Raw genomic sequence first — 17,828 nt, 5'->3', positions numbered from 1 at the left:
TTTGCCCCGGTCTAGCGTCCACCGGATTCTTGCAACTGCCGGCTGACGTGTTAGCAATCGCGCCGTTGTTGCGCGATGCGGCGGGGAAAAGCGGTGGAACTCTGCGAGGAACGGCCCGAGGACTGGCACGAGGTCGAAACGCTTATGGATCTGTGCTTCGCGCCGGGGCGCACGGCGCTGTCGTCCTATCGCCTGCGCGACGGGGTCGATCCGGTGCGCGAATTGTGCCTGCTGCTGCGTCAGGACGGCGCAATCCGCGCCGCGATCCGGTTCTGGCCGGTGCGCGTCGCAGGCCACGCGGTGCTTCTGCTTGGCCCGATCGCCGTCCACCCGACCGCACAGGGCGAAGGGCTGGGCGCCTGGCTGATGCAGGAAAGTCTGGGAAGGGCGCGCGATCTCGGCTGGGCGCGGGTCATGCTTGTCGGCGACGCGCCCTATTATTCGCGTTTCGGGTTCGAAAAACTGGACGCTGTCGAAATGCCGCCACCGACCAACCCCGACCGGGTGCTGGGGCTGGAACTTCGACCCGGCGCATGGGTTGATATCTCGGGTCCGGTCATGCGCGAAAACGACCTTGAAACCGAGCATGTGCGTGACGAGATCCCGAAGACCGGCAATTGCCGGGAGATCGTGCTGCGAAAGGATGAACCGCATGGCTGAAGCCAAGCAGGTCGTACTGCCCCCGATCACGGACGAATCCGTGCTGAAGGAAATTGACCGCCTCGCCCGTCGCTATGTGGATGCGCGGGGCCTGGGCATGGACATCCTTGACCGCGTCGGCGGGGGTGGCGAGCAGCTGATCCAGCATCTGCCCGACTTTCTGCGCAAGCGCATCGACCGTGCTGTCGCCTCGGCGCTGAACCGGACGTTCCGCATCGCATCGGCATCGCGCGGGGTGATGCGCGACAGGGGGGATTGGTTCAACAGGCTGGGCACCACGGCAGCGGGCGCGATTGGCGGTGCGGCCGGGATCACCGGCGCGCTGATCGAACTTCCGGTTACGGTCACGATCCTGTTGCGCGCCATTCTGGAAATCGCAGACGAACACGGTCTGGATACGCGCGACGACGCGATCCGGGCCGAGGCGCTGCGCATTTTCGCGACGGGCGGCCCTCTGGACGAAGATGACGCAACCGACACCGCGCTTCTGGCTGCCCGTCTGGCAATCAGCGGGCGTACGCTGCAGTCGCTGGTGACGCGCTTTGCGCCCCAGATCGCGGCGCGGCTGCTCACGAAAGTCGGCGCGCAGGCAGTGCCGGTGCTGGGCGCGGTTGCCGGCGCGGGCATCAACTATACGTTCGCGCGCTATTATCAGGAACTCGCGCGCGTCCAGTTCGGCCTGATGCGGCTGTCAAACGAAACGGGCATCCCGCGAGAGGCGCTTGTCGAGCGGCTGCAAACCAGAATCAAGTCGCTGGAACAGGGCAGCGTCCCGGACGCGCGTCCGCGCGCCTGAACAGGGCCGCTCAGCCCGCTGCTTCCTGACCTGCCTCGTCCTCTGTCGCGCGCAATTCAAGCGGCGCGACGGGCATTTCCAGATCGTCCACCCCAAGCGGCCCGGCCGGGCGCGCAAGCCGCGCGCGTGTCACCCAGTGAAGCCGTTCCTGCGCGCGGGTGATCGCAACATAGGTCAGCCGCTTCCACAGCGGAATTCCGGCCTCGCTGCGACCTGACCATGCCGCCGCGGAAATATCGGGCGCGAAGACCTGAACATCGGGCCATTGCGAGCCCTGCGCCTTGTGGATCGTGACCGCGGCACCATGCAGGAAGCTTGCACCCATGCGCGCGGCGAAGGGGATAAAAGGCTCTTCCTCGTCCGGAGTCTCGATCTTCACGATCGACGCGGCCGACAGCCGTGGCTCCTCGGCGCCGATCACATGCAGGCGCGAGAAGCCGGGTTTCTTCCCCGGCCCCAGATAGACCACCTGCGCCCCCTTGATAAGTCCGCGCGCCTCCAGATCTATGCGTTTGTTGCGGTGCTTCAGCGGCAGTTCAAGACCGTCGCAGATCAGCGGCTCGCCCGGCAGAAGCTGATCGCCGGGCGCGCCATATGCGGCGCGGAATGCGGTGATCAGGCGGATGCGGGTGGCATTGCGCCAGACCAGCACAGGGCTGCGCGACATCAGGTCAGATTCGACACGTTCGGCCCAGATCACCCGGTCATCGCGGGCGGCGGCATCGCGGACCATGCGCTCGAACCCGTTGAAATCCAGGCTGTCATCCGCCAGCGCATGGGCCAGATCAAGGATTGGGCTGTCGCCCGCCTGCCGGTGAATACGGCTTAGCATCAGCCGCTGCGGGGCAGCCAGCTTGTCGAACACCATCTCGCCCGATTGCCCGACAGGCGCAAGCTGCGCCGGATCGCCGAACAGGATCAGCACCGGAAAGATCTCTCGAAGGTCGTCGAACTGGCGTTCGTCCAGCATCGAGGATTCGTCAATCAGCCCGATATCCAGCGCGTCCTCGCGCCGCTTCCAACCCTGAATGAAATCAGACCCGCGCAAGCCTGCAGCAGCAAGCGCACCGGGGATCGAGGCATGGATGTCGTAGAACGTCTTCGCCCGGTCAAGGGCCACATCGCCAAGCCCTTCGATCACCGGACGGTCGCCTGCACCGGTCAGCCAGTCCGCGATTTTTTCGTATTCCGGGTCATAGACGGGCGTGTAGAGAATGCGATGGATTGTCGTCGCGGGCACGCCGCGCATGCGCAGCACGAAAGCCGCCTTGTTTGTCGGCGCAAGCACCGCAACCGTCCTGCGATCCTTGCGCTTCTTTCCTTCGTAGTCGCCGCTGATGACATCCACGCCGGCGTCGCGCAGGGCCTTGGTCAACGCAGCGAGGATCATCGTCTTGCCCGACCCGGCCTTTCCGATCACGGCCATTACCCGTCCCTTGCCGGGCTGGGGCGGCATGATTTCTTCTGCCGTCAGATCGACACCTGCGGATTCCAGAACCTCGGACAGGCTGTCCCAGGCTTCGGCCTGATCTGGGGAAAGGACGGGAAGGTTCATGCGCTGTGCCTAGCGCGGGGCGCGCGGGAAGGAAAGGCGCGACGGGCTAGCGGTCGACAAGGCCGATCCGAGCCAGCACGCCATAATGGTCAGAGCCGAGTCGAGGCCGGCGTTCAAGCAGCACCTTCGCGTCGTTGGGGGCAAGCACATGGTCGATCGGCAGCGGATAGCCCTTCACGAACAGCGTCGGACGGATCGGCCCCGCGATCCTGGTATCCGTCGCGCGTGCGATACGGCCCGGCGCGCCCGCCCAAGGCACCATGTTGAAGTCACCGCCCAGGATCAGCGGCCGCGCCATCCCGGCCAGTTCGCCCATCGCGCCGTTCACCTGTGTCTCCTGACCGAAGGGATAGGGCCAGTGCAGATGTATCGCGACCGCCGTAAATGCCCCCGCCGGGTGCTGGACCCGCGCTGCGGTGAAGCCCGCACCTTCGGCGCAATATTCATCCGACAACGGATAGGCCGACAGGATCGCCACCCTGCCGACGCTATGGGCTGGGCAAAGGATCTGATAGGGGTGGCTGTCCCGCATGGCCTCGGCAATCGGAAGGTTCGCGGTGCTGAGTTCCTCCAGCAGGATTACATCCGCACCCGATGCACGGAAATCTGCAATCAGCGCGGTCGGGTCGCCGCGATTGAACAGCAGGTTCTTCTGATAGACGGTGACGACCGCATCGACCGCGGCGGCCGGACGCATCATCCACAGGATCGGCACCAGCGTCACCAGCGCGACGGCCAGCAGCCCCGCCCGCCACCAGCGCCGGAAGGCAAAAGCCAGCATCAGAAGCGCCAGCGCCATCGCCGGGCGGAACACCGCAAGCGAATCACCAAGCGGATGGAAGCGCCCAAGATAGCTGCCCACGAGCGGGGCGAGCATGACGAGGGCCAGAATCTGCAAAATGACGCGCATCTTCATTCTTGGATGGACGACCCGCTTATCCGTGCCACGCAGCCACGGTTTTCAGGGTCGAGAAGCCGTAAAGCGCCTCAAACCCCTTTTCGCGGCCATGACCGGATTTGCCGATCCCGCCAAAGGGCAGTTCGACCCCGCCGCCTGCGCCGTAATTGTTCAGGAACACCTGCCCTGCACTCAGCTTGCGCGACAGGCGCAGCCCGCGCGGGCCGTCCTGCGTCCACGCAGCGGCGACAAGCCCGTATTCGGTGCCATTGGCGATTGCCACGGCGTGATCCTCGTCATCGAAGGGAATGACGACCTGAACCGGCCCGAATATCTCCTCCTGCGCAAGGCGATGATCGCCTGTCGCGCCGGTCAGCAGATGCGGGGCAACATAATGGCCGCCTTCGGGCAGATTCGCGGCAAGCTGACCGGTCGCGGCAATGTCCAGGCCGTCAGACTGCGCCAGATAGCCCTCGACGATCTGTTTCTGCCTGGCAGAGATCAGCGGGCCGACCTCCAGATCGTCAAGCGCCGGACCAACCCGCAGGGCGCGATATGCCCGTGCCATACGCTCGACCACTTCGTCATGTCGGGACCGTTCAACCAAGATGCGTGATGCGGCCGAACATGTCTGCCCCGCATTCTGCACGCCGGCATTGACCAGAAACGGCAAGGCGCGCTCCAGATCGGCATCCGCAAAGACAAGCTGGGGCGACTTACCGCCCAGTTCCAGCGTCACCGGCACGGCATTCGCCGCCGCCGCCTGCTGGATCAGCGCCCCCACCCCGACCGAGCCGGTAAAGCTGACATGGTGAACGCCCGGATGGCGCGAAAGGGCGGCGCCCGCCTCCTCGCCCAGTCCGGTGACGAGGTTCAACGCCCCTTCGGGCAGTCCCGCTTCGGTCGCGATCCGCGCGAAGGCCAGCGCGGTAAGGCTCGCCTCCTCGGCAGGCTTCAGGACGGCTGCATTGCCCATCGCCAGCGCCGCCCCGACCGACCGACCGATAATCTGCATCGGGTAATTCCACGGCACGATATGTCCGGTCACGCCGTGGGGTTCGCGCAGCGTCCAGACGGTGTAGCCGTCCAGATAGGGGATCGTATCGCCCATGATCTTGTCGGCAGCACCGCCGTAAAATTCCAGATAGCGCGCCAGCGCCAGCGCATCCGCGCGCGCCTGCTTCAGCGGCTTGCCGACATCGAGGCTTTCCAGCCGGGCCAGTTCCTCGGCCCGGTCGGCCACCGCCTGACCGATCCGAGAGAGGATGCGCCCCCGCTCTGCCGCTGTCATGCGGCCCCATTCGCCGGCGCGTGCCGACGCGGCCGCCGCCACGGCGGCGTCGATATCGGCCGCAGTTCCGCGCGCGATTTCGGCGATTTCTGCGCCGTCCGAGGGATTTTCCACCGCAAGCGAATCTCGGCAGCGTTGCCACCGTCCGCCGATCAGAATTTCACCCGGCTCGAACCAGAGATCTTTCACGACATCCTCCATTCTTCGGGAATTTCCGGCATCGCCGCCATCAGCCGCTGGGTCGTCGGGTGCTGGGGCTTGTCCATGACGGACATTGTCGGGCCTTCTTCGACAATGCTACCCTTGTCCATGACCAGCACCCGGTCCGTGACGCCGCGAACGACGCCCAGATCGTGGCTAATGAACAGATAAGCCATGCCATGCGTCCGGCGCAGTTCGGCCAGCAGGTCAAGCACCTGCGCACGGACACGGACATCCAGCGCGCTGACGGCCTCGTCCAGCACGATCAGGCGCGGGCGGATAATCAGCGCGCGGGCGATCGCCAGTCGCTGACGCTGGCCACCGGAAAATTCGTGGACATACCGCCCTGCGGCGGATGGCTCGATCCCGACCTCTGCCAGCGCCTGTGCGATGCGCTGACGCCAGTCGCGCGGCCGCCCGGTCAGATGAAAGGGTTCCGCAATCAGCCGGTCAACACGCCAGCGCGGATCGAAGCTGCCGAACGGGTCCTGAAAGACGACCTGCACCTTGGCGCGCAGGTCGGCAGGCATCGCAGCGCCTGCTGTCACCGCCTGACCGTCCAGCCGGATCTCGCCGCCCTGAAGCGGATCAAGGCCCAGTATCGCGCGGGTGAGTGTCGATTTGCCACACCCGCTTTCGCCAACAAGGCCGACAGATTCGCCGTCCTGAATGTCAAGGCTGACCCCGTCGACCGCGCGCAGTACCGGATGCGGCGCGAAGGCAGAGGGGCGCGGCAGGACATATTCGCGCACCGCCTCGCGAACCGACAGGATCGGTGTGTCATCCGCCGCGACCGGCACCCGCGCAGGCGCGTGGCGCGACGCCGCAAACAGCGCCCGCGTGTAAGGATGGCTCTGGGTGCGAAACAGGGTTTCTGTCGCGCCTTCCTCGACCACCTCACCATCTTTCATCACCGCAACATGGTCGGCGATGCCGGCGACCACGGCAAGATCGTGGGTAATCAGCAACAGCGACATGCCTTCGCTGGCGACCAGATCGCGCAGCAGATCAAGGATCTGCGCCTGCGTTGTCACATCCAGCGCGGTCGTCGGCTCATCCGCGATCAGCAGATCGGGGGCTTCGGCAATGGCAAGCGCAATGGCCACCCGCTGACGCTGCCCGCCAGACAGTTCGTGCGGATAGAGGCTGAGCGGAAAACGGGGCTCTGGCAGCCCCACACGATCAAGTCGCTCTCGCGCGCGGATCAGCGCTTGATCCTTCGACATGTCGTGATGAATCCTCAGCACCTCGGCAACCTGATCGCCGATATTCATCAGCGGGTTCAGCGCGGTCATGGGTTCCTGGAAAATCATCCCGATGCGGTTGCCACGGATGCGGCACATGGCGGCTTCCGGCAGATCCAGCAGGTTCTGGCCGTCAAGCAGCACCTGCCCACCCGGCACCGCGCCATGCGGCAAAAGCCCCATGATCGCAAGCGCGGTCATCGACTTGCCCGATCCGCTTTCACCGACCAGCCCGGTGATCCGCGCCGGCTCAAGCCGCAGATCGACGTCGCGCAGCACCGCGCGACCGTTGATCGTCACGGAAAGATCGCGCGTTTCGATCATGTGCGCATCACTTTCAGCCGGGGGTCGAGCGCGTCGCGCAAGCCGTCGCCCAGCAGGTTAAGCCCCAGCACCGTCAGGAAGATGCAAAGCCCGGGGATGACAGCCACATGCGGGGCGAGCGTCACGAATGTCTGCGCCTCGGCCAGCATCCGGCCCCAGCTTGGGGTCGGCGACTGCGCACCAAGTCCGACATAGCTGAGCCCTGCCTCAGCCAGAATGCCAAGGCTGAACTGGATGGTGCCCTGCACGATCAGAAGGTTCGCGATATGCGGCAGGACATGCTCGACACTGATCCGGGCGCGGTTCTTGCCCGCGACCCGCGCGGCGCGGATGTAATCAAGCGTCCATATCGGCATCGCGCCCCCGCGCGTCACGCGGGCGAAAACGGGGATATTGAAAATGCCGATGGCGATGATCGCGTTAACCGCGCTCGGCCCGAAAGCGGCGGTAATCAGGATCGCGATAACCAGCGAGGGGAAGGCGAAGATCAGGTCATTGCCGCGCATGATGACCTCGTCCACCCAACCGCCCCGGTTAGCGGCAGCAATCAGGCCAAGCGGCACGCCGAACCCCATCCCGATGCCGACGGCGACAAGCGCCACCGCGATTGAGGTGCGCGCGCCGACCATCACCAGCGACAGGATATCGCGGCCATATTGATCGGTGCCGAACCAATGCCCGGCGGAAGGTGGCTGTAGCTTGTTGGGCACATCCGTCCCCAGGATGTCATAAGGAATCCACACGAACGAGACAGCCGCCGCCACTATCGCAAGCCCTGCAAGAATCGCGCCAAGAATGAGCGTCCATTTCATCTTGCGCGCAGCCTCGGGTCCACGGCAGCATAGGCCAGATCGACAATGAAGGTCACAAGGATCACTGCCGCGACCAGCACCAGCACCGCCGATTGCACGACGATCAGGTCGCGCTGCGTGATCGCCTGAAAGATCAGCCGCCCGAGGCCCGGCAGGTAAAATACGTTCTCGATAATGATCGCGCCGGCCAGCAGGAACGAAAACTGCATGCCCATGATGGTCAGAACCGGGATCAGCGCGTTGCGCAACGCGTGGCGGCGCAGGGTCTGGCCTCTGGTCAGGCCCTTGGCGCGGGCGGTCCGGATATAGTCCTGATCCAGCGTGTCGATCAGCGCGGATCGCAGGACGCGTGACAGGATCGCCGCTTGTGGAAGCGCCAGCGCTACGGCGGGCAGAAGCAGCGAACGCAGCGCCGCGACAGGCTGGTCCCACCCCGCAAAGCCGCCGGCAGGCAGCCAGCGCAGGTTGACCGCGAACAGCAGGACCAGCAGCATCGCGAACCAGAAATTCGGCAGCGCGATCCCGATCTGCGTCATGCCCATCACTGTGGTATCGGCCACCCTGCCCCGGCGCGACGCGGCAAACAATCCCACGGGAAACGCAATCAGAACCGCCAGCGCAAGCGCCATGACCGCAAGCGGCAACGAGACCTGCATCCGATCCAGGATCATGCCTGTCACCGGCGTTTTATAGGTGAAGCTGTTGCCAAGATCACCGCTCAGCACAGCGCCCAGCCAATGCGCATAGCGGATGGGCAGCGGCTGATCCAACCCGAGCTGCGCGCGCAATGCGGCCAGAGTGTCGGGCTGTGCTCCGGTCCCCAGCATGAACGTCGCGGGATCACCGGGCACCATCTCGACCAGAAGGAAAATCACCACCGATGCCACAGCAAGGCTGAGCACGAGCGAGGCGATCCGGCGGGCGATATAGCGCAGCATGGCCGGAGGCTAGGGCCGCCAGCAGGTGCGGGCAAGCCCCATCACGCCAATACCGCGCCGGGGTTCATGATCCCCAGGGGGTCAAGCGCCGCCTTGATCGCGCGCATCGCCTGAAGGCGTGCCGGATCGCCCCAGCGTTCCAGATCGGCGACCTTCAGACGCCCGACGCCATGTTCCGCAGAGAACGACCCCCCGCGCGCCACGACCATTTCATGCACGGACGCCTGTATGCGCTTGCGGATATCGTCATACTCTGCGCGATCACGGCCTTTGGCCGGGAACACGTTGTAATGAAGATTGCCGTCACCCAGATGGCCAAAACAGTTGATCCGCATGTTTCCCATGTCGGCCAGCATGGCGCCCGCATCCTCGATGAAGCCGGGAACCTCTGAAAGCGGCAGCGAAATGTCGTGGCTGGAAATCGCGCCGATCAGGCGGTTGGCTTCCGGAATTTCCTCTCGCAGTCGCCAGAAGTCCGCAGCCTGCTGACCCGATTGCGCGATCAGGCCATCAAGCGCCAGCCCGGCCTCGGCGGCCGCTTCGAACAGGGCCTCCAGTGCGGTATCGGGTTCCAGCCCACGGGGCAGCCCGATCTCGATCAGCACCATCCAGTCGGGTGCGCTGTCGAATGGCTGGCGCAGGTCGGGCATCTTTTCCATCTGAAAGCGCGGGCCCTGCCCCGAGATCAGCTCGAACGCCGTGACACAATCGCCAAGCTGCCGTCCCGCCAGCGACAGCAGATCCAGCGCAGCCGCGGGGTCCGGCACGACGATCAGCGCCACACCATTCGCCGCAGGCGGCGGCACAAGACGCAGGCTGGCCGCCGTGATGATCCCAAGGCTGCCTTCCGCGCCGATCAGCAGGTCGCGAAGATCATAGCCGGTATTGTCCTTCCGAAGCCGCTTCAGGTCATGCATGATGCTGCCATCGGGCAAAACCGCCTCGATGCCCAGACACAGGGCGCGCGCGGTTCCATAGCGCAGCGCGTTCACCCCACCGGCATTGGTCGAAAGCACGCCGCCGATCTGCGCGCTGCCCTGCGAGGCGAGCGAAAGCGGGAACAGCCGATCTGAATCTTTCGCCGCATCCCGCGCGCTTTGCAGGGTCACGCCGGCCTCGGCAATCATGACATTTTCCTGCGGATAAACATCGCGCACGGCATGCATCCGTTCCAGCGACAGAAGGAGCGGCAGGGGGCCGTCCTGCATGATCTGCCCGCCGACCAGTCCGGTGCCGCCGCCAAGGGGAACGATGCCTATCCGCGCCGCCGCGCAGGCACGGACCACGGCGGCGACCTCCTCGACATTGTGGGGGGCGGCCAGCAGCCCGGCATGGCCATGATAACGGCCACGGGGTTCTTCCAGATGGCGCGGCTCGATTTCGCGCAGCACGCCCGGCGGCATGGCCTCTGCCAGATCCGGACCAGCGGGGTTCAGTGCCATGCCATCTGTCATCTGCCTATCCCGCATCCGTTCTGCCGCGCCTGTCATGGCGCAGGTTGGCATAGAGCACATGCGTGCGCCACCGTCCGTTGATCTGCAGATAGCTTTGGGCCACGCCCTCATACTTGAAGCCCGCGCGTTCCAGCACACCGCGCGAGGCAGCGTTATCGGGCAGGCAGGCGGCTTCGATCCGCGACAGGTCCAGCGTCGTGAAGGCGTGCCGCGTGACCGCGCCAATCGCCTCTGTCATATAGCCCTGACGAGCATAGGGCGCGCCGATCCAGTAACCGATTGTGGCCATTTGCGCCGGGCCGCGCCGGATATTGTCGATGGTAATCGCGCCAAGCAAAAGCCCGTCCACGTTTCGTTCCAGAAACAGCGGGACAGCACTGGTATTGCGACTTGCACGATGCGCCCAATAGACGCGGTTCGTGAATGCCTTGCGCGAAAGGTGGTCGGCGGCCCAAGTCGGCTCCCACGGGGTCAGGAACTCGCGGCTGTCGCGGCGCAGAGAGGTCCAGGCATTGAAATCCGAATGCTCCGGCAGGCGCAGCACCATCCGTTCGCTTTCCAGCCGGATCGGACGGCGCCGCCCGAACATCAGGCGGCAAGCCTTTCGCTGAGCCTCTCCAGCTCTGGTGCGCCGCCGACCGGACCATAAAGCGCCATGGCCGGATGCCGCGCAATCAGCCGCGCGGCGTAGTCGGCAATATCGCGTCGCGTTACTGCGTCGATCCGCGCCGCACTTTCAGCCGGATCGGGCACGCGGCCCCAGATTGCAAGCGAGCGTGCAATCCGTTCCGCCTGACCGGAACTGCTTTCAAGCCCCATCAGCAGACCCGCCTTGAGCTGTGCTTTCGCACGCGCGATCTCGGCATCTGTCATGCCATCAACCGAGCGCTTCAGCTCATCCACGGTAAGTGTCGCAAGTTCGGCAATGTCTTCGGCGGCGGTTCCGGCATAAATCGTCATCATGCCGGTATCGTCGTGGAAACCCGATTGCGCGAAGATGGTATAGCAAAGGCCCCGCTCCTCGCGGATCTTCTGGAACAGGCGCGAGGACATGCCGCCGCCCATCGCAGTGGTCCAGATCTGCGCGGCGTGATATTCCGGCGACATATAACCCGGCCCCTCGAAGGCGAGCGTAAAATGCGCCTGTTCGAGGTCTTTGACACGCCGCACCTCGGCCCCATGCCAGCGCGCGGCATCGCGAGCCGGTGCGTGGCGATTGGTCAGGTGGCCAAATATGCCTTCTGCCTGCCGCACGATAGCGTCGTGATCGACAGCCCCGGCAGCGGCGAGAATGATCTGCCCCGGTCCGTAATGTTCGGTGACAAAACCCGACAGGTCGCCCCGCCCGAAAATCGACACCTTTTCGGCCGGGCCAAGGATTGTGCGCCCGAAGGGCTGGTCAGGATAAGCGGCCTCTTGCAGCCAGTCGAATATGATGTCGTCGGGCGTATCCAGCGATTGACCGATTTCCTGCAAAATCACACCGCGTTCGACCTCGATCTCGCGCTGATCGAAGGCCGGATTCAGCACGATGTCAGAGATTACATCAAGCGCCAGTGCGGTGTCGGCTTCCAGAACGCGCGCGTAATAGGCAGTCGTATCGCGCGAGGTATAGGCGTTGATATAGCCGCCGACATCCTCGATCTCCTCGGCGATTTGCAGGGCCGACCGGCGCGCGGTGCCCTTGAAGGCCATATGTTCCAGGAAATGGGCAATGCCGTTCTGTTCGGCACGCTCGTCCCGGCCGCCGGCGCTGACCCACAGGCCAAGCGTCGCGGAATGAAGTCCCGGCATCCGCCGCGTAACGATGCGCAGCCCGTTCGGCAGCGCGGTGATATTCAGATCGCTCAAGCCATTCTCCGTTCAAGGATCAGCGATTTAAGCGCCTCGACATCGTTTTCAACCCGCGTCTGGCGTTCGGCTTTGTCGAAAAGGCCCTGCATATGCGGGGGAAGGTCGGGGCGGATGCCTATGGCGGTTTCCACCGCATCCGGGAATTTCGCCGGATGCGCGGTCGCCAGCGTGATCATCGGCACGCCGTCGCGGAGCTTTTCCCGCGCGACCTTCACACCGACGGCGGAATGCGGGCACAGGATTTCGCCGGTTTCGTCACGAATGGTGCGGATCATGTCCAGCGTTTCGGTTTCCGACGCGCGACCTGACATGAAATCTTCCTGCAACGCCTGCAATGCCCCCTGAGAGATGCTGAACCCGCCCGCCTTCAGTTCAGCCATGATCTGGCGGATCGCTGCCGGGTCGCTGTCATAGGCCCAGAAAAGCGCACGTTCGAAATTGCTGCTGACCTGAATATCCATCGAGGGAGAAATCGACGGCTCGACCTCTCCGACCCGGTATTCGCCGCTTGTCAGTGCACGGTGCAGAATGTCGTTCTGGTTCGTTGCGACGACAAGCTGACCGATCGGCAGGCCCATGCGCTTGGCCACGAGGCCTGCGAGAATATCGCCGAAATTCCCTGTCGGCACGGTGAAATCCACCACCCGCCCCGGCGCGCCAAGACTGACGGCGGCGGTGAAATAATAGACGACCTGCGCCAGCACCCGCGCCCAGTTGATGCTGTTGACGCCCGCAAGCCCGACCTGATCGCGAAAGTCGTGGTCGTTGAACAGATCCTTCAGCCGCGCCTGACAATCGTCAAAATGACCATCGAGCGCCAGCGCATGAACGTTCGCATCGTCAGGCGTCGTCATCTGGCGGCGCTGAACTTCGCTGACGCGGCCATGCGGGAACAGGATGAAGACATCGACATTATCGAGCCCGCGAAACGCCTCGATCGCGGCGGAACCGGTGTCACCCGATGTCGCACCGACAATCGTAATCCGCTGCCCCGATCGTTTCAGCGCGATCTGGAACAGCTGACCGATCAGCTGCATCGCAAAGTCCTTGAAGGCGAGTGTCGGGCCGTGAAACAGCTCCAGCAGGTGATGACCCGGCGCAAGCTGGCGCAGCGGTGCGCGGGCGACATGTCCGAAATCGGCATATGCCGCATCCAGTGCTTTCGTCAGTTCGTCGTCGGAAAAGCTCTCGCCCAGAAACGGCTTGATGATACGCAATGCTGCCTCGCCATAGGGCAGGCTTTCCAGCGCCGCGATCTCGCCGGTGCTGAATTGCGGGATAGTCTCGGGCAGATACAGGCCGCCGTCACGGGCCAGTCCGGTCAGCATCGCCTGTTCGAAGTTCAGCACCGGGGCTTCGCCCCGCGTCGAGATATACCGCATCGCCTGTCCCTAATATGTCCGGCGCCTGATACGCCAGATGAACCACGCTGTCATCCCTGCGCAAGTGGCCGCGAACAAGAACCATTGCACGGCATAGGACAAGTGGCTGTTCGGTATCCCCTCAATGGTAACGGGAATGGGGTCCACGCCCTGCGCATCGCCCTGAACCTCTGCCGCGACGACCAGCACAGGCTCGGTCCCCAGCGACTTTGCCATTGCTGGCACATCGCGGGCGAACCAGATCCCGGCCTTCAGGTCGGGTTCCGGTGTCGCGCTGCCCTTGTCCTGCGGCCAGTGCAGGTTGCCCGCGACGGTCAGGTCAGTCGGTGGGCGGGCACTGCGGCGATAATCCTGTTCGATGAAACCGCGGTCCAGCAAAATGCGGCGGCCGTCATCTGTCGCGAAACCGGATATGACATTATAGCCGCCGCCGCGTTCCTTGGTGCCCGAGAGAACAAGGATTTCCTGCCCAGTGGTGCGCCCCGAAAGGATGACCGGAAGATATTTCATCGACGGATCGATCTGATCCGGCAGAGGCACGGGTGCCGCGTCGATGCCTGCCTGTATCTCGGCCAGTTGCGCCTCTTTCCAGTCAAGCCGGCGCAATTGCCACATGCCAAGGCTGACGAGAATCGCGGTCGTGACGATCCCGAAGATCAGCGGCGGTATGATGGATCGGCGGGCGGTCATGGCAATTCCGTTTTCGTTCGCGCCTTGCGATAGCGCGGCGCGTCGCCGGCTCCAAGGGGCGCGCGATCATTTGCCTATCATCGCCACCAAAAGAAAACGGCGCAGCATTGCCGCGCCGTCGCTTCTTTTCCGGGCAAGGGCAGTGATCAGCGACCCCAGATGTAGATGGCGAAGAACAGGAACAGCCACACGACGTCAACGAAGTGCCAGTACCAGGCAGCGGCCTCGAACCCGATATGCTGCTTGTCGTCCATCTGGCCGCGCATCAAGCGCACCATGCAGACGAACAGGAAGATCGTGCCGATGATGACATGGAAGCCGTGAAAGCCGGTCGCCATGAAGAACACACCGCCATAGACGGTGTCGGACAGCCCGAACGCGGCGTGGCTGTATTCATAGGCCTGAAGGATCGTGAAGCAGACGCCCAGAACAACCGCGACGGCAAGGCCGTTGATCGTGGTCTTGCGGTCATTTTCGTGGACAAGCGCGTGGTGCGCCCATGTCACCGCGACACCCGACAGAAGCAGGATCAGCGTGTTGATAAGCGGCAGGTGCCACGGATCGAAGGTCTGAATGCCCTCGGGCGGCCAGACACCATCCTTGATCGGGCTGTCCGGTCCCATCGGGTAAAGCGCGTTCTTGAAGAAAGCCCAGAACCAGGCGACGAAGAACATAACTTCGGACATGATGAACAGGATCACGCCATAGCGCAGCCCGATCTGCACGACCTTGGTGTGATCGCCGGTTTCACCTTCATGGACGACATCGGCCCACCAGCCGAACATGCAATACAGCACCCCGACCAGACCGATCAGGTTCATCCAGGGTCCGCCGCCTTTCATCCACATGACCGCGCCGCTCAGCATCACGAAGACCGAGATCGCCGTCAGTAGCGGCCAGAGCGAGGGCGGCAGGATGTGGTAGTCGTGATTCTTTGCATGCGCCATTGGCTGTCCCCGCATTCTTGTCAGTTCATTCTGATCTCGCCCGTTTGCGGCGTCAACGCAGACTGGCTGTCCGCGGCCGATGCCGTTTCGGGCGTATCATATTGGTGAAAGGTATAGCTCAGCGTGATGTCGCGCACCTTGTAAGCGTCGCGGTCTGTCACGATGTCCGGGTCGACTTCGAAGGTGACAGGCATCTCGACCCGCTCACCGGGTTGAAGCGTCTGTTCCGTGAAGCAGAAGCAGTCGATCTTGTAAAAGAAAGAGCCTGCGATCTCTGGCGCGACATTATAGCTCGCGCGGCCGGTGATGACGTGATCGGAGTTGTTGATGGCCTCGTAATACGCCATGCCGGTCTGCCCGATCTTCATCTTCATCTCGCGCTGCATCGGACGGAAGGTCCAGGGCAGGTTGCTGTCGGTGTTCGAATCGAAGCGGATGGTGATTTCCTCATCCAGCACCCGCTGTCCTGCGGCGTCCTTAGCAGTGGTCACCTGCGTCGTCCCGCCATAGCCGGTGACCGCGCAGAACCAGTTATAGAATGGCACCGCGGCCCATGCGAGCGCGCCCATGACCAGAACCACCCCGACCAGAGAGACGAGGACGCGCTGGTTCCTGTCCTTCGGCAGCAGGCTCATGGTTCGGTCCTCGCGCCCTGTTCGGCGGCAGGCGTGCCCGGTGCTGCAACAGGATCGCGGCTTGGACTGATCTCGACGCCCTCTTCGCGCGGCAGAAGTGCCGGGCGCGCCTGATGGTCAAAACCTTCCAGCGCGGCGCCTTCGCCGTTCTGAACCTTCACGACCGTCAGGCCGAAAATCAGCGCGACAAAGGCCAGCAGCACAACCAGCAGCCCGACATTGCGCGACCGGCGGCGTCCGTGAAGTTCGTGTTCTGTGCGAAGCGCCATCATACGCCCACCCAGTGCTGGATCAGCAGCGCCGCGAAATGCGCGAACAGATAGTAAAGCGACAGCTTGAAGAAGCTTTTCTCGGCCTTGTGGCCATCGCCATAGCTCTGTTCGTCGGTGCGGCGCATGACCTGCCATCCGCGCCAGATGAACAGCGCGTTCAGGACCACCGCGGCGGTCAGGTAAATCGGCCCCCCGACCGAGGTCAGGCCCAGCCAGATCGCGAAGGGCGCGAGGACAAGCGTATAGGCGAAGATATGGCGCCGCGTGACCTGACGACCATGCGTCACCGTCAGCATCGGCACCCCGGCATTGTGATAATCTTCCTTCATGAACAGCGCCAGCGCCCAGAAATGGGGCGGGGTCCAGAAGAAGATCAGTGCGAACATCAGAAGCGACTCGATCGAGATACCGCCGGTCGCGCAGGCCCAGCCGATCATGGGCGGAAACGCCCCGGCCGCGCCGCCGATCACGATATTCTGCGGTGTCGAGCGCTTCAGCCACATCGTGTAGATGACAGCATAGAAGAAGATCGTGAATGCCAGAAAGCCGGCCGCGAACCAATTTGCCGACAGCCCCAGCATCATGACCGAGATGCCCGAAAGCGCCAGGCCAAGGCCAAGCGCTTCGCCCCCGGTCACGCGTCCCGACGGGATTGGCCGGCCCTTGGTGCGCCGCATAACCGCGTCGATATCTGCGTCATACCACATGTTCAGCGCCCCGGACGCCCCGCCGCCAATGGCGATGAACAGGACCGAGCAAAACGCGACCAGCGGGTGCAGATGCACCGGCGCGACGATCAGGCCGACAAAGGCGGTAAACACCACCAGCGACATGACGCGCGGCTTCAGCAGGGCGACATAATCGCCAAACTGCGCCTCGCCGGGGGTTTCATATGTGGTTGTATCGGCCACGGGCGGTTACTTTGCTGCCATCTGGATGGGCTTGGCGTTTTCCAGATCGGCCGCAGCGAATTCGACCTTCGCGCCTTCCAGCCATGCGGCATATCTCTCGGGCGAGACGGCCTTCACGACAATCGGCATATAGGCGTGATTGATCCCGCAAAGTTCCGAGCACTGGCCGAAATACACGCCTTCCTGCGTGGCGGTGAAGGCAAGCTGCGCAATGCGGCCAGGTACGGCGTCCTGCTTCACCGCGAAGGCCGGAATGGTCCAGGAATGGATCACGTCGGTTGCCGTGAACTGCATCAGCACTTCCTGCCCGACCGGCACCACGACCGGGTTGTCGGCGGCCAGCAGATATTCGTCAGGGGTATAGCCGTTGGCCTCCAGATCTTCCTTCGCCAGCATCAGCGCATCGAAGGCGAGCCCTTCATTCGGATATTCATAGGACCAGTACCACTGATGCCCGATTGCTTTGATGACCACGGCAGGGTTCTGCGGAATGGCAAGCTGGCGGAACAGAATCGGCAGCGAAAAGACGCCGATTGCGATCAGGATCAGGATCGGGACTAGCGTCCAGGTGATCTCGATCGGGGTATTGTGGCTGAACCGGGCCGGTGTCGGGTTGGCGCGGCGGTTATAGCGCAGGATGCACCACAGCAGCAGACCGCAGACGAAAATCGTTACAACGGTGATGATGACAAGCACATAGTGATCCAGCCATTGCTGATCCACCGCCTCGGGGCTGGAAGCAGGCTGGAAGCTGATGCCGCGCGGATGCGGCTTTCCGATGACAGGCAAATCGCCCAGCACATCGCCGGCTGCCTCCTGCGCGCGGGCTACGCCTGCCGACAGCAGCAGCGCCGCCCCCATCCCTGCCGCAAACATGCGGCGCATCATCGCTGGAGCCACCATCCGAGTATCCCTTGCCTATGTCGGCAGCAGACCGCGCCGAAGCCGCGCACCGCTGCCACCC

General features: G+C 63.6%; 18 protein-coding genes. 2 read left to right on the top strand and 16 right to left on the bottom strand.

From position 1 onward, the window contains the following. The first annotated feature begins 75 nt into the window (after nt 1-75). Together FQV27_RS07915 and FQV27_RS07910 are read left to right on the top strand one after the other, a co-directional pair. Nucleotides 76-660: a GNAT family N-acetyltransferase gene (locus FQV27_RS07915; protein WP_147097306.1), complete on the top strand. Its 585-nt coding sequence runs from the start codon at nt 76-78 to the stop codon at nt 658-660. Next, nucleotides 653-1,456 carry an EcsC family protein gene (locus tag FQV27_RS07910; protein WP_246133035.1) on the top strand — a complete coding sequence of 268 codons (804 nt, stop codon included), beginning with the start codon at nt 653-655 and terminating at the stop codon, nt 1,454-1,456. The genes FQV27_RS07915 and FQV27_RS07910 overlap by 8 nt, the downstream gene beginning before the upstream one ends. 10 nt (nt 1,457-1,466) lie before the next feature. Here FQV27_RS07910 and FQV27_RS07905 read toward each other — a convergent pair whose 3' ends face one another. From FQV27_RS07905 to coxB, 16 genes are all read right to left on the bottom strand, one after another. Further along, nucleotides 1,467-3,011: an ATP-dependent DNA helicase gene (locus tag FQV27_RS07905; RefSeq protein ID WP_147097304.1), complete on the bottom strand. Its 1,545-nt coding sequence runs from the start codon at nt 3,009-3,011 to the stop codon at nt 1,467-1,469. A 46-nt stretch (nt 3,012-3,057) separates the two neighbouring features. Then, nucleotides 3,058-3,921, bottom strand: coding sequence for an endonuclease/exonuclease/phosphatase family protein (locus tag FQV27_RS07900; RefSeq protein ID WP_147097303.1), 864 nt, complete (start codon nt 3,919-3,921; stop codon nt 3,058-3,060). Between the two features lie 25 nt (nt 3,922-3,946). After that, on the bottom strand, nt 3,947-5,401 hold the full coding sequence (locus tag FQV27_RS07895; RefSeq protein ID WP_147097302.1) for an aldehyde dehydrogenase family protein: 1,455 nt from the start codon (nt 5,399-5,401) through the stop codon (nt 3,947-3,949). Further along, the gene (locus tag FQV27_RS07890; protein ID WP_147097301.1) at nt 5,386-6,969 is read right to left on the bottom strand and encodes an ABC transporter ATP-binding protein; all 1,584 of its coding nucleotides are present in this window, start codon (nt 6,967-6,969) and stop codon (nt 5,386-5,388) included. The genes FQV27_RS07895 and FQV27_RS07890 overlap by 16 nt, the downstream gene beginning before the upstream one ends. Then, entirely contained in the window at nt 6,966-7,781 is an 816-nt protein-coding gene (locus FQV27_RS07885) for an ABC transporter permease (protein ID WP_147097300.1), read from the bottom strand. The genes FQV27_RS07890 and FQV27_RS07885 overlap by 4 nt, the downstream gene beginning before the upstream one ends. Next, nucleotides 7,778-8,719, bottom strand: a complete 942-nt coding sequence (locus tag FQV27_RS07880) for an ABC transporter permease (RefSeq protein ID WP_147097299.1) — start codon at nt 8,717-8,719, stop codon at nt 7,778-7,780. The genes FQV27_RS07885 and FQV27_RS07880 overlap by 4 nt, the downstream gene beginning before the upstream one ends. Nucleotides 8,720-8,760: 41 nt before the next feature. Then, nucleotides 8,761-10,173, bottom strand: a complete 1,413-nt coding sequence (locus tag FQV27_RS07875; RefSeq protein WP_246133034.1) for an FAD-binding oxidoreductase — start codon at nt 10,171-10,173, stop codon at nt 8,761-8,763. Between the two features lie 4 nt (nt 10,174-10,177). Then, entirely contained in the window at nt 10,178-10,762 is a 585-nt protein-coding gene (locus FQV27_RS07870; RefSeq protein ID WP_147097298.1) for a GNAT family N-acetyltransferase, read from the bottom strand. Continuing rightward, nucleotides 10,762-12,024: a M16 family metallopeptidase gene (locus FQV27_RS07865; RefSeq protein ID WP_147097297.1), complete on the bottom strand. Its 1,263-nt coding sequence runs from the start codon at nt 12,022-12,024 to the stop codon at nt 10,762-10,764. Before FQV27_RS07865 ends, FQV27_RS07870 begins: the two co-directional genes overlap by 1 nt. Then, nucleotides 12,021-13,409 carry a threonine synthase gene (gene thrC / locus FQV27_RS07860; RefSeq protein WP_147097296.1) on the bottom strand — a complete coding sequence of 463 codons (1,389 nt, stop codon included), beginning with the start codon at nt 13,407-13,409 and terminating at the stop codon, nt 12,021-12,023. The genes FQV27_RS07865 and thrC overlap by 4 nt, the downstream gene beginning before the upstream one ends. 9 nt (nt 13,410-13,418) lie before the next feature. Next, nucleotides 13,419-14,099, bottom strand: coding sequence for an SURF1 family protein (locus FQV27_RS07855; RefSeq protein ID WP_147097295.1), 681 nt, complete (start codon nt 14,097-14,099; stop codon nt 13,419-13,421). Nucleotides 14,100-14,245: 146 nt separating this feature from the next. Then, entirely contained in the window at nt 14,246-15,046 is an 801-nt protein-coding gene (locus FQV27_RS07850) for a cytochrome c oxidase subunit 3 (RefSeq protein ID WP_147097294.1), read from the bottom strand. 20 nt (nt 15,047-15,066) lie between these two features. Continuing rightward, entirely contained in the window at nt 15,067-15,681 is a 615-nt protein-coding gene (locus tag FQV27_RS07845; RefSeq protein ID WP_147097293.1) for a cytochrome c oxidase assembly protein, read from the bottom strand. Further along, the gene (locus FQV27_RS07840) at nt 15,678-15,950 is read right to left on the bottom strand and encodes a hypothetical protein (RefSeq protein ID WP_147097292.1); all 273 of its coding nucleotides are present in this window, start codon (nt 15,948-15,950) and stop codon (nt 15,678-15,680) included. Before FQV27_RS07840 ends, FQV27_RS07845 begins: the two co-directional genes overlap by 4 nt. Continuing rightward, on the bottom strand, nt 15,950-16,864 hold the full coding sequence (gene cyoE, locus FQV27_RS07835) for a heme o synthase (RefSeq protein WP_147097291.1): 915 nt from the start codon (nt 16,862-16,864) through the stop codon (nt 15,950-15,952). The genes FQV27_RS07840 and cyoE overlap by 1 nt, the downstream gene beginning before the upstream one ends. Nucleotides 16,865-16,870: 6 nt before the next feature. Continuing rightward, a complete protein-coding gene (coxB, locus tag FQV27_RS07830) occupies nt 16,871-17,767 on the bottom strand; it encodes a cytochrome c oxidase subunit II (RefSeq protein ID WP_147097290.1) in 897 nt (298 codons plus the stop codon). Between the last annotated feature and the right edge of the window lie 61 nt (nt 17,768-17,828).

Source organism: Paracoccus aurantiacus (assembly GCF_007993065.1).
In the GTDB taxonomy this organism is placed as follows: Bacteria; Pseudomonadota; Alphaproteobacteria; order Rhodobacterales; family Rhodobacteraceae; genus Paracoccus; species Paracoccus aurantiacus.
The sequence above is the reverse complement of the archived record's forward strand: the minus strand, read 5'-3'. Positions and strand labels throughout refer to the sequence as shown.